22 protein-coding genes are annotated in these 22,197 nt (G+C 69.9%); 9 read left to right on the top strand and 13 right to left on the bottom strand.

Features of this window, described 5'->3' with window-relative positions; all coding sequences use genetic code 11:
* Positions 1-77: 77 nt before the first annotated feature.
* The 3 genes from JQN83_RS10745 to JQN83_RS10735 all read left to right on the top strand — a co-directional run bounded on the left by JQN83_RS10745 (position 78) and on the right by JQN83_RS10735 (position 1,988).
* Complete coding sequence (locus tag JQN83_RS10745; RefSeq protein WP_208566954.1) at positions 78-479, top strand: hypothetical protein; 402 nt, start codon at positions 78-80, stop codon at positions 477-479.
* A gap of 106 nt (positions 480-585) precedes the next feature.
* On the top strand, positions 586-1,356 hold the full coding sequence (locus JQN83_RS10740; protein WP_244252192.1) for a DsbA family protein: 771 nt from the start codon (positions 586-588) through the stop codon (positions 1,354-1,356).
* Complete coding sequence (locus JQN83_RS10735; RefSeq protein WP_208566953.1) at positions 1,353-1,988, top strand: vitamin K epoxide reductase family protein; 636 nt, start codon at positions 1,353-1,355, stop codon at positions 1,986-1,988. The genes JQN83_RS10740 and JQN83_RS10735 overlap by 4 nt, the downstream gene beginning before the upstream one ends.
* A gap of 104 nt (positions 1,989-2,092) precedes the next feature.
* Here JQN83_RS10735 and JQN83_RS10730 read toward each other — a convergent pair whose 3' ends face one another.
* From JQN83_RS10730 to JQN83_RS10695, 8 genes are all read right to left on the bottom strand, one after another.
* Positions 2,093-2,683, bottom strand: coding sequence for a DJ-1/PfpI family protein (locus tag JQN83_RS10730; protein ID WP_307799163.1), 591 nt, complete (start codon positions 2,681-2,683; stop codon positions 2,093-2,095).
* 248 nt (positions 2,684-2,931) lie between these two features.
* Positions 2,932-3,561, bottom strand: coding sequence for a DJ-1/PfpI family protein (locus tag JQN83_RS10725; RefSeq protein WP_208566951.1), 630 nt, complete (start codon positions 3,559-3,561; stop codon positions 2,932-2,934).
* A 1-nt stretch (position 3,562) separates the two neighbouring features.
* A complete protein-coding gene (locus JQN83_RS10720; protein WP_208566950.1) occupies positions 3,563-4,420 on the bottom strand; it encodes an AraC family transcriptional regulator in 858 nt (285 codons plus the stop codon).
* Entirely contained in the window at positions 4,417-5,205 is a 789-nt protein-coding gene (locus tag JQN83_RS10715; protein WP_208566949.1) for an ABC transporter ATP-binding protein, read from the bottom strand. Before JQN83_RS10715 ends, JQN83_RS10720 begins: the two co-directional genes overlap by 4 nt.
* Positions 5,202-6,281 carry a FecCD family ABC transporter permease gene (locus JQN83_RS10710; protein WP_208566948.1) on the bottom strand — a complete coding sequence of 360 codons (1,080 nt, stop codon included), beginning with the start codon at positions 6,279-6,281 and terminating at the stop codon, positions 5,202-5,204. The genes JQN83_RS10715 and JQN83_RS10710 overlap by 4 nt, the downstream gene beginning before the upstream one ends.
* Positions 6,259-7,134, bottom strand: coding sequence for an ABC transporter substrate-binding protein (locus JQN83_RS10705; RefSeq protein ID WP_208566947.1), 876 nt, complete (start codon positions 7,132-7,134; stop codon positions 6,259-6,261). Before JQN83_RS10705 ends, JQN83_RS10710 begins: the two co-directional genes overlap by 23 nt.
* A 314-nt stretch (positions 7,135-7,448) precedes the next feature.
* Positions 7,449-8,498: a GlxA family transcriptional regulator gene (locus JQN83_RS10700; RefSeq protein WP_244252191.1), complete on the bottom strand. Its 1,050-nt coding sequence runs from the start codon at positions 8,496-8,498 to the stop codon at positions 7,449-7,451.
* A 273-nt stretch (positions 8,499-8,771) separates the two neighbouring features.
* Positions 8,772-9,413: a class I SAM-dependent methyltransferase gene (locus JQN83_RS10695; protein WP_208566946.1), complete on the bottom strand. Its 642-nt coding sequence runs from the start codon at positions 9,411-9,413 to the stop codon at positions 8,772-8,774.
* A 604-nt stretch (positions 9,414-10,017) separates the two neighbouring features.
* Here JQN83_RS10695 and JQN83_RS10690 point away from each other — a divergent pair.
* The 5 genes from JQN83_RS10690 to JQN83_RS10670 all read left to right on the top strand — a co-directional run bounded on the left by JQN83_RS10690 (position 10,018) and on the right by JQN83_RS10670 (position 15,985).
* The gene (locus tag JQN83_RS10690; protein ID WP_208566945.1) at positions 10,018-11,475 is read left to right on the top strand and encodes an ABC transporter substrate-binding protein; all 1,458 of its coding nucleotides are present in this window, start codon (positions 10,018-10,020) and stop codon (positions 11,473-11,475) included.
* Complete coding sequence (locus JQN83_RS10685) at positions 11,472-12,428, top strand: ABC transporter permease (RefSeq protein ID WP_208566944.1); 957 nt, start codon at positions 11,472-11,474, stop codon at positions 12,426-12,428. Before JQN83_RS10690 ends, JQN83_RS10685 begins: the two co-directional genes overlap by 4 nt.
* A 65-nt stretch (positions 12,429-12,493) precedes the next feature.
* Positions 12,494-14,263, top strand: coding sequence for a dipeptide/oligopeptide/nickel ABC transporter permease/ATP-binding protein (locus tag JQN83_RS10680; RefSeq protein WP_208566943.1), 1,770 nt, complete (start codon positions 12,494-12,496; stop codon positions 14,261-14,263).
* A 10-nt stretch (positions 14,264-14,273) separates the two neighbouring features.
* Positions 14,274-15,203: an oligopeptide/dipeptide ABC transporter ATP-binding protein gene (locus JQN83_RS10675; protein ID WP_208566942.1), complete on the top strand. Its 930-nt coding sequence runs from the start codon at positions 14,274-14,276 to the stop codon at positions 15,201-15,203.
* Positions 15,200-15,985 carry a class I SAM-dependent methyltransferase gene (locus JQN83_RS10670; RefSeq protein WP_208566941.1) on the top strand — a complete coding sequence of 262 codons (786 nt, stop codon included), beginning with the start codon at positions 15,200-15,202 and terminating at the stop codon, positions 15,983-15,985. Before JQN83_RS10675 ends, JQN83_RS10670 begins: the two co-directional genes overlap by 4 nt.
* Before the next feature lie 10 nt (positions 15,986-15,995).
* Here the strand turns inward: JQN83_RS10670 and JQN83_RS10665 are convergent, their stop codons facing one another.
* Genes JQN83_RS10665 through JQN83_RS10650 form a run of 4 tightly spaced genes read right to left on the bottom strand, consistent with a single transcriptional unit; the run spans position 15,996 to position 20,111 of the window.
* Positions 15,996-17,153 carry an acyl-CoA dehydrogenase family protein gene (locus tag JQN83_RS10665; RefSeq protein ID WP_208566940.1) on the bottom strand — a complete coding sequence of 386 codons (1,158 nt, stop codon included), beginning with the start codon at positions 17,151-17,153 and terminating at the stop codon, positions 15,996-15,998.
* On the bottom strand, positions 17,150-18,337 hold the full coding sequence (locus JQN83_RS10660; protein WP_208566939.1) for an MFS transporter: 1,188 nt from the start codon (positions 18,335-18,337) through the stop codon (positions 17,150-17,152). The genes JQN83_RS10665 and JQN83_RS10660 overlap by 4 nt, the downstream gene beginning before the upstream one ends.
* The gene (locus tag JQN83_RS10655) at positions 18,334-19,077 is read right to left on the bottom strand and encodes a class I SAM-dependent methyltransferase (RefSeq protein ID WP_208566938.1); all 744 of its coding nucleotides are present in this window, start codon (positions 19,075-19,077) and stop codon (positions 18,334-18,336) included. The genes JQN83_RS10660 and JQN83_RS10655 overlap by 4 nt, the downstream gene beginning before the upstream one ends.
* 2 nt (positions 19,078-19,079) lie before the next feature.
* Entirely contained in the window at positions 19,080-20,111 is a 1,032-nt protein-coding gene (locus JQN83_RS10650; protein ID WP_208566937.1) for an enolase C-terminal domain-like protein, read from the bottom strand.
* A gap of 100 nt (positions 20,112-20,211) precedes the next feature.
* Here JQN83_RS10650 and JQN83_RS10645 point away from each other — a divergent pair, with 100 nt between their 5' ends.
* Entirely contained in the window at positions 20,212-20,949 is a 738-nt protein-coding gene (locus JQN83_RS10645) for a class I SAM-dependent methyltransferase (protein ID WP_208566936.1), read from the top strand.
* Here the strand turns inward: JQN83_RS10645 and JQN83_RS10640 are convergent.
* Positions 20,946-22,169: an ATP-grasp domain-containing protein gene (locus JQN83_RS10640; protein WP_208566935.1), complete on the bottom strand. Its 1,224-nt coding sequence runs from the start codon at positions 22,167-22,169 to the stop codon at positions 20,946-20,948. The two genes, JQN83_RS10645 and JQN83_RS10640, sit on opposite strands and share 4 nt — an antisense overlap.
* Positions 22,170-22,197: the final 28 nt, after the last annotated feature.

Genomic DNA, 22,197 nt, shown 5'->3' with positions numbered 1-22,197 from the left:
GCGCGCCTCGTGCCCGTGAGCGTCACGAGGCGGTCACCGGGCCGCAGCGGCACCAGCGATGGCCAGCCGTGCTCGCGGTGTCCGCCCTCGCACTGACGCTGATCGCTGCGGTGACGGTGCCACCGGTCACCGCGCAGGCAGCCCGCGACCGCGCGTTCTGTCCCAAGCGGCAGTCGGTGGCGATCAGCGGGGAGGGCCACACTCTGCACGTGTGGTTGCAGCGCGACACCGCGTCTCCCCTCCTGCACCTGTGCTGGACCAACGACGGCGGCCCCGCCGACGAGATCCGCGGCTGGGCGGCCACCGCTGTGGACGCCACCGCTCCCGATCTGCGGACCGACGTCGAGGTTCTGGCGCTCACCGCTCAAACCGCGATCGGACACGTGGCACTCACCCCCGGTCACGTCTGGCGGCTGTCCTTCGAGCTGGACACGGACTCGGGCGCCCTCCCGACTCTGTCGACGGCCATCCGGATCTGACCGGTCGTCGCACGAGCCGGAACTCCAGCAGGGTCTCGAACGACCAATAAGTCAGCACCCGCCCGAAGGCGGCAGTGCGACGAAGCCTCGGGTGGAAGGTCCACGGATGTCCAAGAAGCGCAACCGCCCCGCAAGGCCGACCGCCGACGGCGGCAGGACTGGCGGTTCCGGAGCAGAGCGCATCAGGAAGGCGTCTGACAAGGCTGCCAAGGCGATGCGCGCCCGACGGGTGAGCACCAACACCAGGATCACTTTCGGGCTGTTGGCGATCGTGCTCGCCGGACTCGCCGGGCTGTTTGTCTTCGTCCAGAACAGCAGTGACAAAGCTCGGCAGGCAGCTGGCGACCGGGTGGTGAGGGCGGACAGCCACCGGCTCACCGCCGCCGAGGACGGCAAGGTCACCATCGTCGAGTTCCTCGATTTCGAGTGCCCGTCCTGCGGACAGGCGTTCCCTGGCGTGGAGAGGCTCCGCCAGGAGTACGCGGGCAAGATCACCTATGTGGTCCGGAACTTCCCGCTGACCCAGCACGCCAACGCACAGAACGCCGCCCGCGCCGCCGAGGCCGCCGCGCGACAGGACAAGTTCGAGCAGATGTACGTCAAGCTGTTCGAGAACCAGTCCACGTGGGGCGGGCAGCAGCAGGACCAGTCGGCCGTCTTCGAGGGCTACGCCCAGCAGCTCGGCCTCGACCTGGCGAAGTTCCGCGCCGACCGCGACGACCCGGGCACCGCGGCCCGTATCCGTGACGACCAGAGCGACGGGACCGCCGCCGGGGTCCAGAGCACCCCGTCGTTCTTCATCAATGGCCAGCGCTTCGACGGGCAGGCCACGTACGCCGGGCTCAAAGCCGCCGTCGACGCAGCACTCGCCGGATGAGCGGGCAGGTCACGGCCGCTCCCGGCCCGGCGGCCGCTACAGCGGATCCGACGGTGCCGTTCGCGGCGCGCATCATCGGCTGGGTGCTGGCCGTCTGCGGTGCGATCGGTACCGCCGCAGCGCTGACCCTGACCATCGAGAAGATCAACCTTCTGACCGATCCGAGCTATCGGCCCAGTTGCAGCATCAACCCGATCCTGTCCTGTGGCTCGGTGATGACCACGCCGCAGGCGGCCGCGTTCGGTTTCCCCAACCCCTTGATCGGTATCGTCGGGTTCGGTGTGGTGACCACCATCGGTGTCGCGGTCCTGGCCGGCGCCCGACTCCCGCGGTGGTTCTGGCTGGGCCTGCAACTCGGCGCGACGTTCGGTATCGGGTTCGTGCACTGGCTGATCTTCCAGAGCCTCTACCGTATCGGCGCGCTGTGTCCGTACTGCATGGTGGTGTGGGTCGTCACCATCGCGATCTTCTGGTATGTCACCCTGCGCAACGTGCATCACGAGCAGTTGTTCACTTCCCGGGGGGCTGTCCTCCTCCGGTATCACACCGTCGTCCTCACCGTCTGGTACGTCATCATCGTCGTGCTCATCGGCGAGCAGTTCTGGTTCTACTGGCGCACCCTGTTGACCTGAGCGGGTAGGACGCCGGGAATCAACCGGGCGCTGTACCCTCCCAGCCCCCGAGGTTGACGATCAAGGCGGGACGATGGCGCGGTGGCGCTACCGTCGCCGGTGCCCTACCTGGTCCAGACCGTGCCCCGCGCCTGGTATTCAAGAGCCTCTTCGACCTGGACCGCGACGTCCGCGTTGAGTTCGCGCGCGACGAGGTGCAGCGCCAGATCCAAGCCGGACGTGATGCCGGCCGCGGTGACCAGATCGCCGTCGTCAACGACGCGCGCATTCTTGACGACACCGCCGCGCGCGGCCAGTTCCTTCTTGGCGACCGTGTGGGTGGTGCAGGGACGGCCGGTGACCAGACCGGCGGCGGCCAGGATGATCGCGCCGGTGCAGAGCGAGGCGATGGTGAGCCCCGGGCGGCGTGCTGCGGCGAGCGCCTTCGGGAGCGCCCCACTGTTGATCTCCGCCCAGATGCCGGGCTCTCCGGGACGACCGCCACCGGGCACGACGATCAGATCCGCTTCCTCGGGCCGCCAGCTGCGGTCGACCGTCACGCGAGTGCCGAACGCGGCGGTGATGACGCGTGGCCTGCCAAGCACCATGTAGCCGGTGTCGATCTTTCTGCTGCTGTACCAGCCGGCCAGGGAGAACACTTCATATGGTGCGATGAAGTCCTGTTCCTCGACACCGTCGAACATGACGATGCGCACTCGCAGAGAACCCTTGGCACCACGCGGTGTCGCCTCAGCCGTCTGTGCACCGACCAGTGTGCCCACGCCCGCAGCCGCACTACCCGCCAGCACTGCCCGTCGCCTCATGAGGAGCACCTCCCGACACCCATCGATGTACATTCAGTCGCCGGCCGGGAGGAAAATGTTCCTGGCCGTGTGTGAAGGTGCGGTGGGTGACGCCGAACCAGACGGCAGTCTTGGCGGTCCACGCAGCAGAGTGGCATCGGTCAAGGCGACAGCATGCGGCCGGCTCGCTCCACCACCGACGGTGGCGCGGTGTCCACGGCACCTGCCCGGTACGGCGGCTCCGGGGCGTACTCGATGATCAGCTGCACGGTCTGCGCGGCCTCCTCACCCATTATCCGGCCGGCCAGGACCAGCGCCATGTCGATGCCTGCGGACACCCCGGCCGCGGTCGCGTAATGGCCGTCGATCACCACCCGGTCCTTCACGGGCGTCACCCCGAAGCCAGTGAGCACGTCGAGCCCGGCCCAGTGGGTCGTCGCCCGTCGGCCCGTCAGCAGTCCGGCGGCGGCCAGCGCGAACGCGCCGGTGCAGACGGACGTCGTCCACGTGGTGGTCCGGTCGACGGCCCGCAGCCACTCGAGCAGCGGGCCGTCGTCGGCCATCTGGTCCTGCTGGCCCGCTCCCCCACCGACCAGCACGATGTCCGGGTCGGACACGTCGGCGTACATCGCGGCGGCGTCGACCGACAGGCTACCCAGGTCGTTCACGACCAAACCCGGGCGCTCGGCGACGAACACGACCTCGGTGTCCGGCAGACGACCCAGCACCTCGTACGGCCCCAGGACGTCGAGCGCCGTGAAACCGGGATAGACGACGATGGCGACCTGCATGTCACGATCCGTCCGCGATGGCGAAGCGTTGCGGTGCCGCCCGGAACTGCTCCTGGCACCAGTCGCCGCAGAAGTGCCAGGTACGTCCGTCCAGGTCGAGGGTGATCGGGGTGTCGGGGGCCACCGGCATCTGGCAGACCGGACACACCGGCTGTTCCGAGGTGACCGCTGCGGGCTGGGTGAACTCGGCGTTGCTGTCGGGGTGCATCCAGCCTGTGCCCTGGTATTCGAGGTAGGTGGCGGTCCGCTGCGCGACGGCGCGCCCGAAGTAGCGTTCGACGATCCGCAGGGCGAGGTCGGTGCCCGAGGTGAGCCCGCCGGCGGTGGCGAGCCGGCCGTCCTCGACGTAGCGGACCCCGGGGACGACGGTGAGGGCGGGAAACATGGCCTGAAGGGCTTGGTAGGCGCTGTGGTGGGCCGTTGCGGTCCGGCCGTCGAGGAGGCCCGCCTGGCCGAGCACGAACGATCCGTTGCAGACCGACATGGTCACTGCGGTGTCCTGATGGACGCGCCGCAGCCAGTCCAGCACCTCGGGGGCGAGCTTGCCGGTGTCCAGGGCCGGGACGACCACGATGTCCGGCGCAGGCGCTGTGTCGACGTCGTGACCGGGCACGACGACCATGCCTCCGGAGATCGGGACAGGGTCCGTGGTGGCCGCCACCGTGGTCAGCGTGAACGGGGTGCGCCCGTCGTCGAGCCGGGCGTACTCGAACACGCCCCACGGGCCGGCGAAGTCGACCAGTTCCGCGTGGGGCGAGAGGACGACGGCCACGGTGATGGTACCGGTCGCAGGTGGTTCGAGGGGTGCGGTGAGCCTGGCGTCGGGAACCGGTTCGCCGGGCGGGCTCTGCGTGGTCATCTGGAAAGCTCCCGTTCGGAGGGTGGCGCCGCGAACACCAGGTGCGGCCGGCCGGTGAGTGGGTGGGTGGTCGTCGCTCCCCGTACGCCGAAGACGTCGGCCAGGCGTTGCGGGGTGAGCACGGTGACGGGATCGTCGGCCGCGACGACCCGGCCGTGGTGCAGCAGCACGACGGCGTCGCAGTAGGACATCGCGTGGTCGAGGTCGTGCAGCGCGGCGACGGTGGTGAGCCCGAGCTCGCGGATCAATTCGAGCAGTTCCAGTTGCGCGCCGATGTCGAGGTGGTTGGTCGGCTCGTCGAGCAGTAAGACCGGAGCGTTCTGGGCGAGCGCGCGGGCGAGCAGGACCCGCTGGCGTTCGCCGCCGGACAGCGTGACGAAACGCCGGGCCTCGGCCCACTCGATGCGGGCGCGGGCCAACGCCTCGTCGACGATGGCGCGGTCGGCCGTGCTCTCCCGTTCGAGCAGTCGCTGGTGCGGGATCCGCCCCATGGCGACGATGTCGCGGACGGCGTACTCGTTGTCGAGTTCCTGGTCCTGGGCCACCACCGCCCGCAACTGGCCGGCCCGGCGGGCCGGGACCCGCCAGACATCGTGCTCACCGATGTGCACGGTGCCCTGCTGCGGCCGGATGATGCGGTAGAAGCAGCGCAGCAACGTGCTCTTGCCGGATCCGTTCGGCCCGATCAGTCCGGTCACCCGGCCGTCGGCGGCGGTGAACGAGACGTCATCGAGGATGGTCGTGCCGTCGATGGTCACCGAGACCCCGGTCGCCTCGACCCTCATCGCACCGCTCCGGACTGGCTGCGCAGGAGCCACAGGAAGAAGGGCGCGCCGAGCACAGCGGTGAAGATGCCGATCGGCATCTCGTTCGGCCGGTCCAGGGTGCGCGACAACAGGTCGACAAGGATCAGGAAGACCGCCCCCAGCAGCAGCGACACCGGGATCACCCGGCGATGGTCGGGGCCGACCAGGAGCCGGACCGCGTGCGGCACCAGCAGGCCGACGAAGCCGATCCCACCCGCGACGCTGACGATCGTCGCGGTCAGCAGCGACGCCACCGCGAGCAGCCCGAGGCGCAGCCGGTTGACGTCGATCCCCAGCCCGGCGGCCGACGTCTCGCCCATCGTCAGCGCGTTCAACCGGCGGCCGTCAACCAGCAGCCAGAGCAGGCAGACCACCAGGGCGACGGTGGGCGCAGCTAGGTCCGGCCAGGACGCTGCCGCGACCGAGCCGAGCACCCAGAACAGGATGCCGCGCAGTTCGCCCGGGTTGGCCTGCAGTTGGATGTAGCTGGTGACGGCACTGCCCAGATAGGCCACGGCCACTCCGGCCAGGATCAGCCGGCCCGGCGCGACCCGGCCGGCCCGCTGTGCCAGCCCCACGACCAGGGCGACGCTGACCACCGCCCCGAGGAAGGCCGCGCCGGAGACACCCAGTCCGGCGATCGCCGCGGGCACGAAGCTCAGCGCCAGGGCGGCGCCGATGGAGGCGCCTCCCGAGATGCCGAGCAGGTAGGGATCGGCCAGCGGGTTGCGCACCAATGCCTGCAGACAGACTCCGGCGACGCTGAGACCCGCGCCGGCGACCCCCGCCAGCAGCACCCGGGGCGCGCGGAAGTCCCACACGATCTGGTCGTAGAGCAGGCTACGCTCGGTTTCTCCGGGTGTGAGGTGCGCCCAGGTCACCGCGACCACGTCGCCCAGCGGCACCGGTACCGTGCCGACGGCGATCGCGACCGCCGCGGCCAGCACGACCGCGACGGTCAGGAGCACGATCAGCAGCGGGACGGCGCTATCGGGTACGAGGTGGGCGCGGGCGGCTTCCGGGTGGGTACGGTCAGTTCGCCGCGTGGACGGCATCGCTGATCTTCTTCACTGCGACCGCGTTCAGCGGTCCGAGGTAGAAGCTGTCGGAAACCGACGTGTAGGTCTTGGTTTTCGACGCCGGCCACTGCGGATACTGCGCGAACAGCTGCTCCGCGAACTTCTTGGCGTCGTCGTCCGGCTGGTACAGGCCGATCACCAGCACCTCGACGTTCGCTGCGGCGAGGGCCTCGACGTTGAGCGCGGTGAGTTGCTGGTCGGTCAGGCCGCCGAACGCGTTGACACCGCCGGCTCGGGTGATGATGTCGTCGAAGATGCCGCCGCCGAACACGGCAGGAACCTTCAGACCCATCGCCGACCCCATACTGGGATAGGCGGCCAGCACCCGCTTGGGTGCCCCGGTCGGCGACGGGATAGCGGCCAGCGCCGCACGCGAGTCCTGCACGACCTGCGCCGCCTTGCCCTGGACGTCGAAGATGACCCCGAGCTGGTTCAGCAGCTCGTACGACGACTCGACCGACCGCTTCGCATACGTGGCCGTGTCCTGCGGTCGGGGCGAGGTCGCACCGTTGGCGCAGTTCGACGGGGACACGAAACTGTTGATACCGGCCTTACCGAGCTCGTCGCGGGTGATCGAGCCGATCTTGTCGTCGAACCCGCCCGCCCACGTTGAGATCACCAGATCCGGCGACTGGGCGATCACCTGCTCGCGGGGGACCTCGAAGTTCTTGTTCAGCTTCAGCCCGCCGGTCGGGATGGCCTTGATCCGCTCGACCATCGTCGGGTCGTCGGAGACGCCGTAGCTCTGGCTGTTGGCCACGATGGTTCCCTCGACACCGAGCGCGATCATCGACTCGACTTCGGCCACGGACGCGCCGTTGAGCAGCACGACCCGGCGGGGTGCCTGCGAGAACGTGACCTCACGGCCGCAGTTGTCGATCGTCAGCGGATACGTGGTCCGGGGACCAACGGCGACCGACGCGTCGGCCGATGCGACCGGAGCGTCCGGCACCGTCGTCCCCGAGCAGGCGCCGAGCGCGACGACGAGGCCGATGGCCAGCGTGGTACGGACAATCCGATCTGGAACGAGGGTCACGTCGAGCTCACATCTCTGTCATGCAGCGTGTGCGGAAAGATACAAATGACGTGAAAATATTCATTTCGCCATATGTCAGGAAGCTTAGAAGCGACCCGCGCTCACGCCTATGACGTACCGGCCAACAAATCTGCCACCGGCGGAGATCCAACGGGGCTCACCGGCTCCTTCGCCGACGCGCGGCGATACTCGGTCGGCGAAATGTCGAGTTCGCGCAGGAACGCCCGGCGCATCGCCTCCGCCGACCCATAGCCGCAACGGTGAGCGATGCCGAGTACGCCATCCGTGGTGTCGGTCAGCATGCGCTTCGCGGCCTCCAGCCGGATCAGGTCCACATACCGGCCCGGTGGCATCCCGACCTGTTCCCCGAACGCCCGGGCGAACTGCCGTGGAGACAGCCCGGCACGCTCCGCCATCGCCGGAACGGACAGGTCGGCCGCCAGATTCGCGGCGGCCCAGTACTGCACCTCGCGCAGCGGGTCGGTCCGGGCGATCTGGGTCGAGAGCTGGACGCTGAGCTGGGCCTGATTGCCCGGCCGGCGCAGGTAGCACACCAGCAGCCGGGCGATACCCAGAGCAGCCGCACGACCGAAGTCCTCCTCGACCAGCGCCATGGCCAGGTCGACCCCGGCTGTCGCCCCCGCCGACGTGGAGATCGTCCCGTCCCGGACGAAGATGGCGTCCGGGTCGAACGCCACCCGGGGGAACATCTCGGTCAGGTAACCACAGGCCTCCCAGTGGGTGGTGGCCCGGCGACCGTCCAGGAGACCGGCTTTGGCCAGCAGGTAGGCCCCGGTGCACACCGATACCACCCGCGGGATGCCGGGAGCACGCTCGGCGAGCCAGGCGACGAGCCGGTCGTCGACGTCTCCCACGCCCGGCCCGCCCGGCACCACCAGCAGGTCCGGATCCTCGACGCCGCCCAGGTCACCGTCGGGGACGAGGCGCAGACCGCCGGCGGCCCGGACCGTCCCACCAGCGAGAGAGGCGGTGCGGATGACGTACGGCGGGGTGTCCGCGTCACCCACGAAGCGGGCGGCCGACGTGAACACGTCGACCGGACCGGCCACGTCGATCGGCTGCACCCCGTCGAACAGGATGACCAGCACCATCCGGGTGCGCACCCCGGCGATCCCGGCGTCGGAAACGTCAGTCATCACGTCGGGTTGGTCGCGCCGTGGACGGCTTTAGTTCCCTGTTCCGACCCTCCACCAGCAGCGGAGCCGGTTCCTCGCCCACGAACCGCCAGCGTCAGCGGCGTAGCGCCAGCCGAACCCGGCGGCACTGCTCATCATCGGCGACGACCTGGCCCGCCGGGTGACGCTCACCTCCGGCAACGCGGAACGCTCTCCCCGACCCGAATGACGCCCGTCGTGGGCCAGTTCGCTCGGGCCGAGCCGACGGCGGTCGCCTTCGCAGCGAAGATCCGGTTAGTCCGTCCTGCGCAGGGCGATCACATTGTCGGTCACCTCGGCCGTCTGGCCACCCGGGCCGGTGGCCGTCCGATCGCGGGTTTCGCAGCACAGCACATGCCAGGACGTGGAATCGAGGGCCAGACCGGCCAGGGTCTCGTCCGGGGTGGGAATCGTGGCCCCCTGGTTCCAGGACCACGGTGCTACCGAACCGTGGTCGACGATCAGCAGCATGCCACCGGGGTTCACCTGCTCGCCGAGATCACGCAGGATGCGGGCCCTGGGGAAGTCGAAGAGGCTGTGCAGGTAATGAGCGCTCACCAGGTCCCAGGTGCCCCGGGGTAGGGAATCCGCCAGATCATGCTGTTCGGTATGAATCCTGTCGCCCAGTCGCTGCTGGGTGGCGCGTTCGTTCACCCGTTGCAGGGCGGCATCGGCGATGTCGACCGCGGTGACCTGCCAGCCGCGTTGGGCGAGCCACAGGCTGTCGCCGCCCTGGCCGCAGCCCAGGTCGAGAGCGGCACCCGGCGGAAGGTCACCGACCGTTGCGGCAAGGATCGGGTTGACGCGTACCTCCCACTGGGCGGCGGCCACCTGCTGGTGCAGACTCTCCCAGAACTCGGCCGGTGTTGCCGCGTCCGGGCGCTCGATGTGCTTCATAGGGTCACGTCCTCACGATCGATCGGGCTCGACCGGCATGGTGCCCCTTGTTCTGCGGCGCTGGCGAGAAAACTTGCCGGATCGGCAACGACCTTCGGAGGGACAACGAGGGCTCGGGCGCGGGGGTGCCCGCTGAGATTGGGGTACGGCACCGTGACCGACTCGCCTCGCTGACACCCCGTCGCCGGATCGGAGCAGGTACCAGGCACCGGTTTGGACTATGGCGGGGCGGCGTGAGACGGAGCCGACAACGCCACACTCCCGCGCCCGGTCGGCGTACCGCATCACCCGACTGGTCCGCCGATCCGGTCGCCGGCTCACCTCGGGAACTTTCGCTTGTCGTCAGACGACTATGTCTGCGAATCACCCGGCCTCCTTTTCGAGGTAAGGGTGTCCGCCACCCACGGTCAGCGCAGATGCCACTCTGGAAGGGTCATTGATGCGTGTCGCTCGATATTCGGACGAAGGTTCCTCGTTGGTACGGCCCCGCCGGCCAGTCCGGGCGCTGGCCGCACTGGCGGTGCTGACAGTTCTGGTGGCAGGTTGCACGGCCAGCGGATCCGGGGACACCGATCGAACCGCCGCGACCGGCGGCACGCTACGCGTGGCGAACGCGAACGAGTACGGCGACCAGGACCCGCACGACTACAACGGGGACTGGTTCATCGCCCCGATGGTCTTCGAGACGCTGGTGAAGTACGGACAGGGCGGTCGCCTGGAACCGGGCCTGGCCACGTCGTGGCAGGTCGCGGCGGACGGGCTCACGATCGACTTCGAGCTGCGGACCGGTGTGAAGTTCCACGACGACACGCCGTTCGACGCACAGGCGGCGAAGTGGAACCTCGATCGCTGGGTGGGCAAGGAGTCCCACTCCTGGCTGGCCGCCTCGAAGATCATCAAGGCCGTGGAGGTGCCTGGGCCGATGAAGCTGCGGCTACGCCTCGAACGCGCCTACGACCCGCTGCTGCAGGAGCTGACCTTCACCCGGCCCCCCGGCTTCATGAGCCCCAAGGCCGTCGACGCTTCCGGGAAGTTCACCAAGGCCATCGGTACCGGGCCATGGCGGCTGGAACAGATCACGACGACGGCCGCGAGCCTGGTCCGCAACGACGGCTATTGGGGCGCCAAACCGAAGATCGACCGGGTTGAGTTCAGCGTCAGAAAGGACTCGCAGACCCGCGTCTCCGCGCTTCGCGCGGGCGAGGTGGACATGCTCGGCGGCAGTTACCTGGCACCGATCTCGCCTACCGAGGCGGCCACCCTCGGCAAGGACGAACGGGTCACGGTGCTGCACGGTGATCCGGACATCACCGTCATGCTCGGCTTCAACCTCAACGGCGTCGCGGGCGACAAGGCGATCCGCGAGGCGGTGCGGTACGCCCTGGACCGGGAGACCCTGACCAAGGTGCTCTACGCCGGGCAGGCCAAGGCCGCGACCACGCTGTTCGCGCCGGGAATCCCGGACGCGGGGGCGCCGCAGAGCCTGCCCTTCGATCCCGACCAGGCCCGCCGGATTCTCGATGCGGCCGGGTGGCGCCAGGACGGGAAGGGCCGGGTCAAGGATGGAAAGCAGCTGGTCCTGTCGCTGCGGATCCCGTCGACGGCCGCCGTCGGCTGGCAGGACTCGCGGCTCAGCGCTCAGGCCGTCGCCTCGGCGCTGGCCGAGGTCGGGATCACGGTGAACATCGTCGCGGTCGACGAGGCCACGTTCTACGACGACCTGCACGCCGGCAAGTACGACCTCGCCTTCATGGAAACCTACGGCGCCCCTTACGACCCGTCGGGGTTCGTGGTCGGCTTCCTGACCGGCGACCGTAAGGATCCCGGTCTGTGGAAGACCGACGAGGTCGAACGGCTCGTCAACGGCGCGTTGTACGCCCGGGACGCCGCCACCCGCGCCAAGAACTACCAGGAGGCCTGGGCCGTGCTGAACCGGGAGGCCGCCTTCGTGCCGATCGCGTACCGGCCACGGGTGTGGGCCGTCGGCCCGGTGGTCAAGGGCTTCCAGGTGCCGCACACGGAGTATGACTTCGACCTGTCCACGGTGACGCTGCAACGATGAACGGTCTGCTCGTGCGCTGGACCCGGTGGTCGGCCCGGCTGGCCGCCGAGTTGGCGCTGGTTCTCGGAATCACGTCGCTGCTGGCGTTCGGGCTCATCGCGCTGGCTCCCGGTGACGCCGCCACCCGGCTCGCGCAGCAGCGGGCCGGGCACCCCGGCGTCACCGAGGACCAGGTCGCCTCGGCCCGGCGCGAGCTGGGAATGGAGGGCAGCGTCCCCGAACGTTACGTCCGTTGGCTCGGCCACGCCGTGCAGGGTGATCTCGGGAAGTCCGCGCGCACCGGCCGGCCGGTGCTGACCGAGCTGGCGGAACGGGTCCCGGTCACGCTGTCGCTGGCCGGGCTGACGGCGGTTGTGGCGTTGCCGCTGGGCCTTCTGGTCGGTGCTCTGGCTGTCATGCTGCCGTGGCGTCCGGCTCGGCGCGGCCTGCGGCTGACGGGCCTGCTCGCCGTCTCGTTGCCCACCTTCTGGGTCAGCTACCTACTGGTCGTCGTACTCGCCGAGCAACTGGGTCTGCTGCCCACCTCCGCCGACGGCGGTCCCGCCGGATACGTGATGCCGGTGGTCGTCCTCGCCCTACCGGCTGTCGGCCTGCTCAGCCGTGTGGTCGCCGTGTCACTGCGCGAGGCACTCGCCCAACCGTATGTACGCGCCGCGCAGGCGCGCGGCGCGCCCACAGTGTCCATCGTCGTACGCGACGCGCTGCCCAACGTCGCCGGCGCCGTCCTCAACACGATCGGCCTGATCGTCGGCGGCATGCTCACCGGAGCCCTGGTGGTGGAGACCGTCTTCGCCCACAACGGTATCGGTGACTACTTCGTCCAGGCCGTGAACTTCCGCGACCTGATGGCGATCCAGGCGTGCGTGCTGTGCTTCGCGCTGGCCTTCACCGCGACCAACCGGCTGGCCGACCGGCTGCACGGCCGGATCGACCCGCGGGTGAGCGGCGGATGACGGCGTCGGGGGCGGGCCGCCGGCGTCGTACGGTGATCTGCGCACTGCCGTTGCTGGGTTTCGTCATGGCTGGGGCCTTGGCGCCGGTCATCGCTCCGTACGACCCGATCGCCAACGATCTGATGGCCAGCCTGGCGCGGCCGTCGGTGGAGCATCTGCTGGGCACCGACCAACTGGGCCGGGACCAGTTGTCCCGCCTGCTGTACGGTGCGCAGGCCTCGCTGATACTGGCCGCGGCGGTGCTCGCCGTGTCCGTCACTGTCGGGGTGGTGATCGGTGCCGCCGGCGGCTTCCTCGGCGGCTGGCCGGATCGCGTGGCGTTGTGGTTGATGGACGTGACGCTGACGCTGCCCTCGCTGATCGTCGCGCTGGCCATCCTGGGTGTGCGCGGTCACGGCAGCGCCAACCTCGTTCTGGCCCTGTCCCTGACCGGTTGGCCGCCATTCGCACGGTTGGCGCGCGGGCGGTTCGTCAGTCTCCGCCGCAGCGCCTACTTCGATGCGCTGCAGGTACTCGGCGCGTCCCGGTTCCGGATCCTCTTTCAGCACGCGTTGCCCGCCCTGGCAGCACCGGTGCTCGTCTACGCGAGCATCGAGATCGGTTTCATCGTGCTGTCGCTGGCGTTTCTCAGCTTTCTCGGTCTCGGCGTCCCGCCGCCCGAACCGGAGTGGGGGCAGATGCTCATCGACGCCCGCCCGTATCTGGATTCCGCCCTGTGGCTCGCGTTGCCACCCGGCCTGGCCATCGCCGCCGTCGTCCTCGCCAGCAATCTGCTGGCCGAGCAGTTCGCCACCGATGACCTGCCGCTGGTACGGCTCGGGTTGCCGCGGCGGCGCGCCCGGATGGACGGCTCAACCGCCGGCCCGTACCGGGTCGAGGAACTCGCGGTCGCCTTCGCCGGACGGAAGGTGGTGGACGGTATCGGCTACCGCGTGGCCCCTGGCAGGGCGTTGGCGATCGTCGGGGAGAGCGGAAGCGGCAAAACGCTGTCCACCCTCGCCCCGCTCGGGCTGGTCGATGCCACCGCGCGGGTCAGCGGTCGCGCGGTCCTGGGCCAGGTCGACCTGCTCGGCGGCGGACCGGCGATCCGGGAGGCGGTGCGGGGGCGTCGGGTCGGTGTGGTGTTGCAGGACGCGCGGGGTGCGCTCAACCCGGTTCGGACGGTGGGCGCGCTGCTCGACGACGCGGTGCGGCACGCTGGTGGCGTCCCGCGCGGCCTAGAGCGCGCCCGATCGCTTGAGCTGTTGAAGATGGCCGGTCTCCCGGAACCGGAGTCGCAGGTCTACGCGTACCCGCACTCGCTGTCCGGCGGCATGTGCCAGCGGGTGATGATCGCCCTGGCCCTGGCCGGAGAGCCGGAGATCCTGATCGCCGACGAACCGACCTCGGCGTTGGACGTCACCACCCAGGCCCAGATCCATGCTCTGCTGGCGGAACTGCGCGAATCCGCCGGGATGGGGTTGATCCTCATCAGCCACGACATCGCGGCGGCCGCCCGGATCGCCGACGACATCGCGGTCTGCTACGCCGGCCGCATCGTCGAGATCGGGCCGGCAGCCGACGTCGTGAGCCGACCCGACCATCCGTACACGCGCGGTCTGCTCGACGCGGTGCCGTCACCTATGGCGGTGCCCGGAACCCGGTTCCGGACCCTTCCACCCGCGGAGCCGGCCCGGCGCAAGGTGGGTGCCTGCGCGTTCGCACCGCGCTGCGCACGTGCCGCGAAGCGATGTCACGTCGAGGAACCGCCGCTGGAACCGGTGGCGCCAGGGCACTCCTCTGCCTGCTGGGTGCGTCCGACGGTGGCGCGGCCGATCGGGGACGACGGTGCTTGAGCTGGCCGCAGTGCGAGTGGCGTTCCCGATCGCCGGCAGGCTCGTACCGGTGGTCCGGGACGTCGACCTGAGTGTCCGCCCCGGCGAGCTGCTGGCGCTCGTGGGTGAGTCCGGTTGCGGCAAGTCGACAATCGCCCGGACCGTGGTGCGGCTCGAACGCCCTATCGCCGGCACGGTGTCTCTGGACGGCGCGGATGTCCACGCGCTGCGTGGTGACGCCCTGCGGGCGTACCGGCGGGCGGTACAGATGGTCTTTCAAGATCCGTTCCAGTCGCTGAGTCCACGGCAGACGGTCGCCCGTGCGCTCGCCGAACCGCTGCACATACACCGCATCGGCTCTCGGGCGGCACGCCGCCGGCGGGTGGCGGAACTGCTCGACCTGGTCGAGCTCGACCCGGGCCTCGCCGGGCGGCGGCCGCGTGAGCTCAGTGGTGGGCAGCGCCAACGCGTCGCGATCGCGCGCGCTCTCGCGGTGCGGCCCCGGCTGCTGATCTGCGACGAACCGGTCACGGCCCTCGACGCGCCCGTGCAGGCCACCGTCCTCAACCTGATCCGGGACCTGGTGGACAGGCTCGGGCTCGGCTGCCTGTTCATCGCGCATGATCTCGCCGTGGTGCGCCAACTCGCCGACCGGGTGGCCGTCATGTACCGGGGCCGAATCGTCGAGAGCGCACCCACGCTGCGCCTGATGGATGCCGCCCGGCACCCGTACACGCAGGCGTTGCTTGCGGCCGTCCCACGCCTCGACGCGGACCCTGCGCCGGCCCCTGCGCTGCGTGGAGAGATGCCCGGCCCGCTCGCCAGCATCGACGGGTGCGCCTTCAACCCGCGTTGCCGGCAGGCGTTCGACCGGTGCGAAGCCGAACGCCCACCACTGATCGTCGGGCCCCGTCCCGACGAGTCCGTCGCCTGTCACCGACAGAATCAGGAGCAAGCATGATCGACCAGACGATCGCGCAGGCCTCGTTCGCCGACCTGCTGCGCCGTTGGGATGTCCAGCAGGACATCTACATCGAGCAACGCGAGCGGGTGTTCACCGTGATGTTCGACGTCCTGGAGCAGCTCTGCCCGCGGCCCGGCCTCACGGTGCTCGATCTCGCCTGCGGTCCCGGCGCCATCAGCGAACGCTTTCTCCGCCGCTTTCCCGAGGGCCGCGCGGTGGCGCTCGACACCGATCCGGTGCTGCTCGCCATCGGCGAGGGCGCGCTCGGCGACCAGGGCGGGCGGCTGCGTTGGGTCCGGGCGGACCTCCGTGATCCGTCGTGGTCGGAGCGGCTCGGCCCTGAATCCGGTGAGGGCTCGTTCGATGCTGTCCTGTCCAGCACGGCGCTGCACTGGCTCACGCCGCCCGCGCTGACGGCGGTGTACCGTACCGCGGCCGGGTTGCTCCGCCCGGGTGGCGTCCTGGTCAACGCCGACTACCTACCACTACCCGCGGGCAGCCGCCTCCGGGCCGCCTGCGAGGCCATCGACCGGGGACGCCAGCAGCATGCGATAGACGCCGGCGCCGAGCCGTGGGAGGACTGGTGGGCGGCCGTCGAAGCGCACCCGGCGCTGGCCGACGCCGTCGCCGAGCGGCAGACGCTGTGGCCAGAAGGGGCCCGTGACTGGACGGGTGCCACGCTCGACTATCACCAGGCCGCCCTCGTGGAGGCCGGGCTGACCGAGGTCGGCGTGGTCTGGCAGGATCTCGAAGAGCGGGTCCTGGTCGCGATCCGCTGAGCAACGGATCTCAGCTGTACGCCGTGGTCGGTGGCACGTTGCCGGTGAGCAGGTGCACGCCGAGTTCCCGGGCCTTGTAAACGACTGGATCGTGGACGGTGAGCGTCCGGGCGTCACGCCAGAAGCGGTCCAGTCCGGACGAGCGTGTAGTAGCGCGGGCCCCGGTGAGTTCGAAGATCCGGCTCGTTGCCTCCATCGCGAGGCGGGTGGCTACGACCTTCGCGGCCGAGACCGTCAGCGCGGTCCGGCCACGTTCGGCCGGGGTCAGGTCCGGGCCCCGCCGGTCGGCCTCGGCGAGGGCGCGGGTCGCGTCGTCGGCCAGCAATCGCGCCGCCTGGAGGCTCGCGGCGAGTTCGCCGTATCCGGCGAGTACGTGCGGGTCGTCGACGGCCCTGGCCAGCCCGCTGGCTGGCCAGGGCCGGGACTGCTCCCGCGTGTAGCGGGCAGCCTCGTCCAGCGCTCCCTCGGTGATGCCGACGAGTACCTGGGTGAGCACTGTTTGGAAGGCGAGGGAGACGAGCGACAGTTGCTGCCATCTGGGGCTCGTCTCGTCCTCCCCCGGCGGAAAGGTGCCCAGCACGTCGGCGGAGCCGGCCGTGACATCCCGCAGGACGATGCTGCCGCTGGCCGTCAAGCGCTGGCCCAGGTTGTCCCAGTCCGGCGGATGCGAGAGCCCGTCCGCGTCACCGGGTACGACCACCACGATGCGGGACTCCTGGTCGTCGCGAATCGCGCCGACCAGGATCCGGTCGGCGACCGCACATCCGGTGGCGAACGCACCCCGGCCGGAGACCGTGAACGTGTCTCCGGTCGTGGTCGCCACGATGGTGTCGCGCGGGTTGCTGACGGACGCCACGAAGAGCCCTTCGGCTCTGACATCTTGTCGCAGTCGGCGGGCCAGGTCGGCGTTGTCGTACAGGCGGGCTCGCCAGAGGTGTGTGTAGTGGTAGCCGAGGAGGTGTCCGATCGAGGCGTCGGACGCCGCGATGATGCGGGTGACGAGGTGCGTCGTCTCGAGGTCGTCGGGATCGGCCGCGAGCAGACCGCTGCCGCGTAGCAGCTGGATCTCGGCCCGCGGCGGTCGGTTGGCGCGCTCGCGCGCGACCACGTCCTCGCGCAGGCGCCCCGCGACGGCGCGGGCCGCGGCGACTGCATCGGCCGGGGTCATCGGGGACCCACCGGTGCGGTCGCGGGGTGCCGGAGCCTTCGGTACACCAGTACGACCAGGATCGGCAGCAGCACACACTGGGCGGCCACGGCCAGCCATAGCCCGGGCAGGTGTCCGGCGGTCTCGAACGCCTGGTAGACGACGCCGCCGACGACACCGCTGAGAAGCGCGCCGACACCTTCGGCGAGCCGCTGGTGCCCGAAGACCACCGCCGCCGAGCGGGGGGTGACGGCGAGCGCCTCGAGGACGTTCTTGAGGAAGAGTATCGAGTTGCCCACGCCGAGGGCGACGATGCCGACGGCGATCGTGAGTTCGTGCCCGCCGGCGAACGCGGTCATACCGATGGCCAGGCCACCGAACCCGATCGTCATCGCCTGGGTGTACCGCATCTGTTCGACCCGCCCGGCCAAGAGTGGTTGCAGCACGACCAGCAGCAGCGAATAGCCCATCATGGCTGATCCGTAGAACACCGTGGGCACCCTTCCTTCCGCAAAGGACGCGAGATATTGGTAGAAGTACAGGTGGAGGTAGATGGTCAGGGCAGTCACCGTGAACGGCAGGACCGCCAGTCCGCTCAGGGCACGGTGCAGCGGCTCGACGGCCCGGGCATGGCCACGGCAGTCTGGCGGCAGGAACGCGTGTCCGATCGTCAGTGCGGCATGCAGGGTGGCCGCGGCGGCGAACATCGCCCCCGGGGCGTTGATGAACAGCGCACCTGCCACCGGCCCGAGGGCGATCCCGGCGTTGCCGGTGGCGTAGCTCGCCGACACCAGCCGCGGCTGCTCGTCCGGGCCCGCGCCGTGCACCGTGTAGGCGCGGACCGCGGGCGAGTACAGCGCGGTGGCCGCCGACCGGATCATCAGCGCCAGGACCGTCACCGGCGGCCATACCTCGCCAGCGAGCAGTCCCAGCGAACCGAGCGTCTGCAGCGCCATCGCCAGCAGCAGCGAACGCCGCAGGCCGAGGTGCTCCGCCAGCACCGCGCCCGGCGCTCCGCCGGCGAACTGCACGAATGCCGTCAGCCCCAGGACGACGCCGACCTGATCCATGCTGAGGCCCATCCGATGCCGCAGCAGGATCGCCAGGTACGGGTAGACGGAGAAGCCGATCAGGTTGACGAGCAGCCCGCTGCCGAGCAGGGCGATCCGCACCCCGGTAAACGAGCCGAGTGCGGCGGGTCTCACCCGCTTCCCTTGCTGCCCCGGATGATCAGACGGGTCGCGTTGGCGTCGTAGGGGCCGCCGTCCAGATTGCCGAAGCACTCGATCTTCCCGAATCCTGCCTCCGCGAACATGGCGCGCAGTTCGGCGGCGCTGTAGACGTAGCAGGTGAGGGAGGTGTGCGCGGCGGTGTCGCCCCGCACCAGCGTCCAGTCGGTTCGGTAGCGGGTCCAGTCGTCCAGAATCGTGTCGCGCATGACCACCATGCCGCCGGGTACGTCGACGATCTTCGGTGGTCCGACCCACGACGCGTATGTCTCCTTGCTCAGCAGATCGACGAGCAGCTGGCCGCCGGGAGCGAGGGACCGGTGGGCGTTGTGCAGCACCCGCATGTTGTCCTCGTGATCGTCGAAGTAGCCGAAGGAGGTGTACATGTTCACCACGACGTCGTACGCCTCCGGCACCCCGTACTCGCGAACGTCCGCTCGCACGAAGGACGCCGTCGCGCCGGCGTCGGCGCACGCGGCCGCCGCGCGTTCGAGCAACTCGGGGTGCAGGTCCACGCCGGTCACCTGGTAGCCACGGCGAGCCAGCGGTGCGGTGAAGAACCCCGTGCCGCAGCACTGGTCGAGCACGCGGCTTGCGGGAGCGAACGCGAGCAGGGGTGAGGTGGCGACCGCATCGGCGGCGGCCCGCGCACGCTCGGGTGTGAAGAGCACCTCCGAGAAGCCGGACCACAGGTTCATGTCCTCGTACCAGTTCACCGTCAACTCCGTTCCGGGTTGGTGATGGGCGCCACCCCGAGTCCGGGTCCGTCGCCCAGGACGATCCACCCGCCCTCGAGTCCGAGCCCGCGGAAGGGCTGATCGCGGAGGTAGAGGTGGCCGTCGAGGTCGATGTGGTCGGCCAGCGGGGCGAGCAGCGCGGCCTGGCTGATGGCGAGTTCTGACTCGCACATGCAGCTGAGCAGCACCGTGAGCCCGGCTTGCCGGGCGGCTGTCATGACCCGTCGTGCGGCGCGGACGCCGCCCGCCTTGCACAGCTTGACGACGATGCCGTCGGAGTGTTCCAGGGCGGCGTGGACGCTGGCCACGTCGGTGCATCCTTCGTCCAGGACGATCGGGAGCCGGTCGGGAAGCTCCCTGTAGCGGACGTAGTCATCGATGCGGCTACGTGGGAAGGGCTGCTCGACGAGGTGGACGCCGAGCGCGCGCAGACGTGGCGTGAGTGCGCGCGCAGTGCTGAGGTCCCACGCCTCATTCGCGTCGATCCGGATCGGCAGCGGTGTCACCTGCCGGATGGCGTCGAGGACATCGATGTCGTCGGGGCCACCGACTTTCACCTTGAACGCACCCACCTGCGGTGCGTTGCGGACCGCAGTAGCGGCTTCGGCCGGACTCGCGATCCCGATCGTGTACACCGTCGGCCCGATCCGGCGGGGCGCGGCGAGGATCTGCCAGGTCGGTCGTCGGCCGACCTTGCCGATCCAGTCGTGCAGCGCGCCGTCCAAGGCCATCCGGGCGCCTGCCGGCGCGTCCCAGGCGTCGACACGGTCGAGCGCCGCTTCCGGGTCGGTCAGGTCGGGACCGAGCAGGGCAGGGCCGTCGGCCTCGATGGCCCGTGCGACATCGTCCGCGGTGACCCCGTCGTACTCGATCGGCGTGCCCTCACCGTAGGCAACGATGCCGGCATGGGTGACGGTGACCATGCAGGTGTCCACGGCGTCGATCTCGCCGCGGGAGCTTCGCACGGTCTCGGTCAGCCGCAGCGAAACACGCTCGACGGACAGGCTCAGCATGACATGCCTCTCTCCGATCGTCGGACGCGCCGGAACCGATCGGGCACCGGCAACGACATATACAAGGAAGTAAATCTGACCGGTGGTGGAGGGAACGGCAATGGAGTGGTTCGAGGACGAGTCGATGTGGACCGATTTCTCGGCGGTGTTCTTCTCGCCCGAACGTGCCGCGCAGGCCGAGACGACAGTCGCCTCGTCGCCGCTGCTGCGACTGTCGCCCGGCACCAGGGTGCTCGACCTGGGATGCGGGCCGGGCACGTACACGATCCCGCTGGCCCGCCGCGGCGCCCAGGTGACCGGGGTGGACCTGAGCGCAGCGCTGCTCGATCGGGCCGCGACGGCGGCGGCCGAGGCCGGGGTCGACGTGCGGCTGCTGCGGGCGGACATGCGCCAGTTCGTCGAGGCCGGCCAGTTCGACCTGATGATCAGCATGTACACGTCGTTCGGCCTGTTCGACGACCACGACGAGAACGTGCAGGTGCTGCGCAACGCGCTCACCAGCCTCGCACCCGGCGGCCGGCTCCTCATCGACCTGTACGGCAAGGAGATCGCGGCCCGAGACGGGGCCGCGCCGATCATCTCCGACATCGATGGAGGCACGCTGATCGTACGCGGAACCGTCCTGGATGACTGGACCCGCTTCCGGGACGACTTCTACCTCGTCCGCGGCGGCCTGGCCCGGCAGGCTTCCATCACGCATCACCTCTACAGCGCCGCCGAGCTCAAGCGGATGCTCGCCACAGCGGGCTTCACCGGCGTCGAGTGTTTCGGCGGATTCGATGCCGAGCCCTTCGACAACCACGCCCGGCGGCTCATCGTGCGCGGCACCCGGCCCTAGCACGCGGGGCGGGTCTCGACACGCACGGCACCCGCCGCGGCCACGGCGCGGTGCGTGGCGATCTCCGCGGTCGGCCCCTCGGCCAACAGGATCCCCACGTAGCCACGCCCGTCGTTGAGGTGCTCGATGGAGGCACCGACCGCCCTGGTCGGGTACCACTCGGGTCGACCGGGATAGCGGGCGATGTCGTCGAGGCCGTGCACGGCAACGAGGTCTCCGGGTCTGTCCGGATACGCCAGTACGAACGCCACAGCCGGTCCACCGCCCATCGGCATGTCGAGCAGCCGCGGGCGGCGGCCGAGCGCGAGGTCGACCAGTCCCCCGTAGACATTCACATCCAGGGCCCGGCACATCGACTCGCCCACGAGCGCACCGCCGATCCGCGGATTCACCTCGATCAGACGCGGCCCGTCGACGGTCATGGCCAGCTCGACATGGGCGAACCGATCGGTGTAGCCGAGGACCGCCAACACGTCACCGAGCCAATCCTCGATCGCCCGGAACTCATCGGGCGGCAACGCCACCGGAAACGCGGTCACGTCCTCCCGGAACCAGGGCTGCGGCGACATAAGTCGGCTCGACATCCCCAGCATGCGCGTGCGACCGGCCCAGGTCACAGTCTCGGCACTGTAGACCGGGCCGGCGAGGAACGGCTCCGCGAACAACCGCCCGAACAGCGTCGCGCCCGCGGCCTGCCGGTGCAGGCGGGCGAGGTCCTCGGCGTCACGGACGAGCCACACGTTCCGGCTGCTGGTGCCGGCGGTGTCCTTGACAACGGCCGGCAGGCCGACGGCTGCCGCCAGGTCGTCGAGCGACAGCGAGGCCACGTCGTCCACGGCGAACGCCGGGAACGGGCTCAGCCTACTGCCGTGGAGCAGGTCCCGGACGCGTGACTTGTCGCGCGCCAGCCGGATGACCGCCGGGTCGACACCCGGCAGACCGAGCTCGACGGCGAGCTCGGCACCGGTCACGCCCCACGTGTCGGTAGAGCTGATCAGACCCCGGAGGTCCTCGATCGCGCGCAGCGCCTGGGAGACCGCCCCACGATCGTTCGTGTCCACGGCAACGACCTCGATCGTCTCGGGCGGCAGCTTCGCGAGTTCATGCAGGTACAGCTCCTCGACACCGGTCAGCAGCACGATCCGCTCGCCGGCAGCGCGGGCAGCACGTGCGAGGTGGGCAAGCCCGAAGGAGAGCATCTCGAGGCAGGCAATCGTCACGGTGTATATGTCGTCCCCTCGGCCCGAA

It is taken from the genome of Micromonospora antibiotica, from assembly GCF_017599305.1.
GTDB lineage: Bacteria > Actinomycetota > Actinomycetes > Mycobacteriales > Micromonosporaceae > Micromonospora > Micromonospora antibiotica.
The sequence above is the reverse complement of the archived record's forward strand: the minus strand, read 5'-3'. Positions and strand labels throughout refer to the sequence as shown.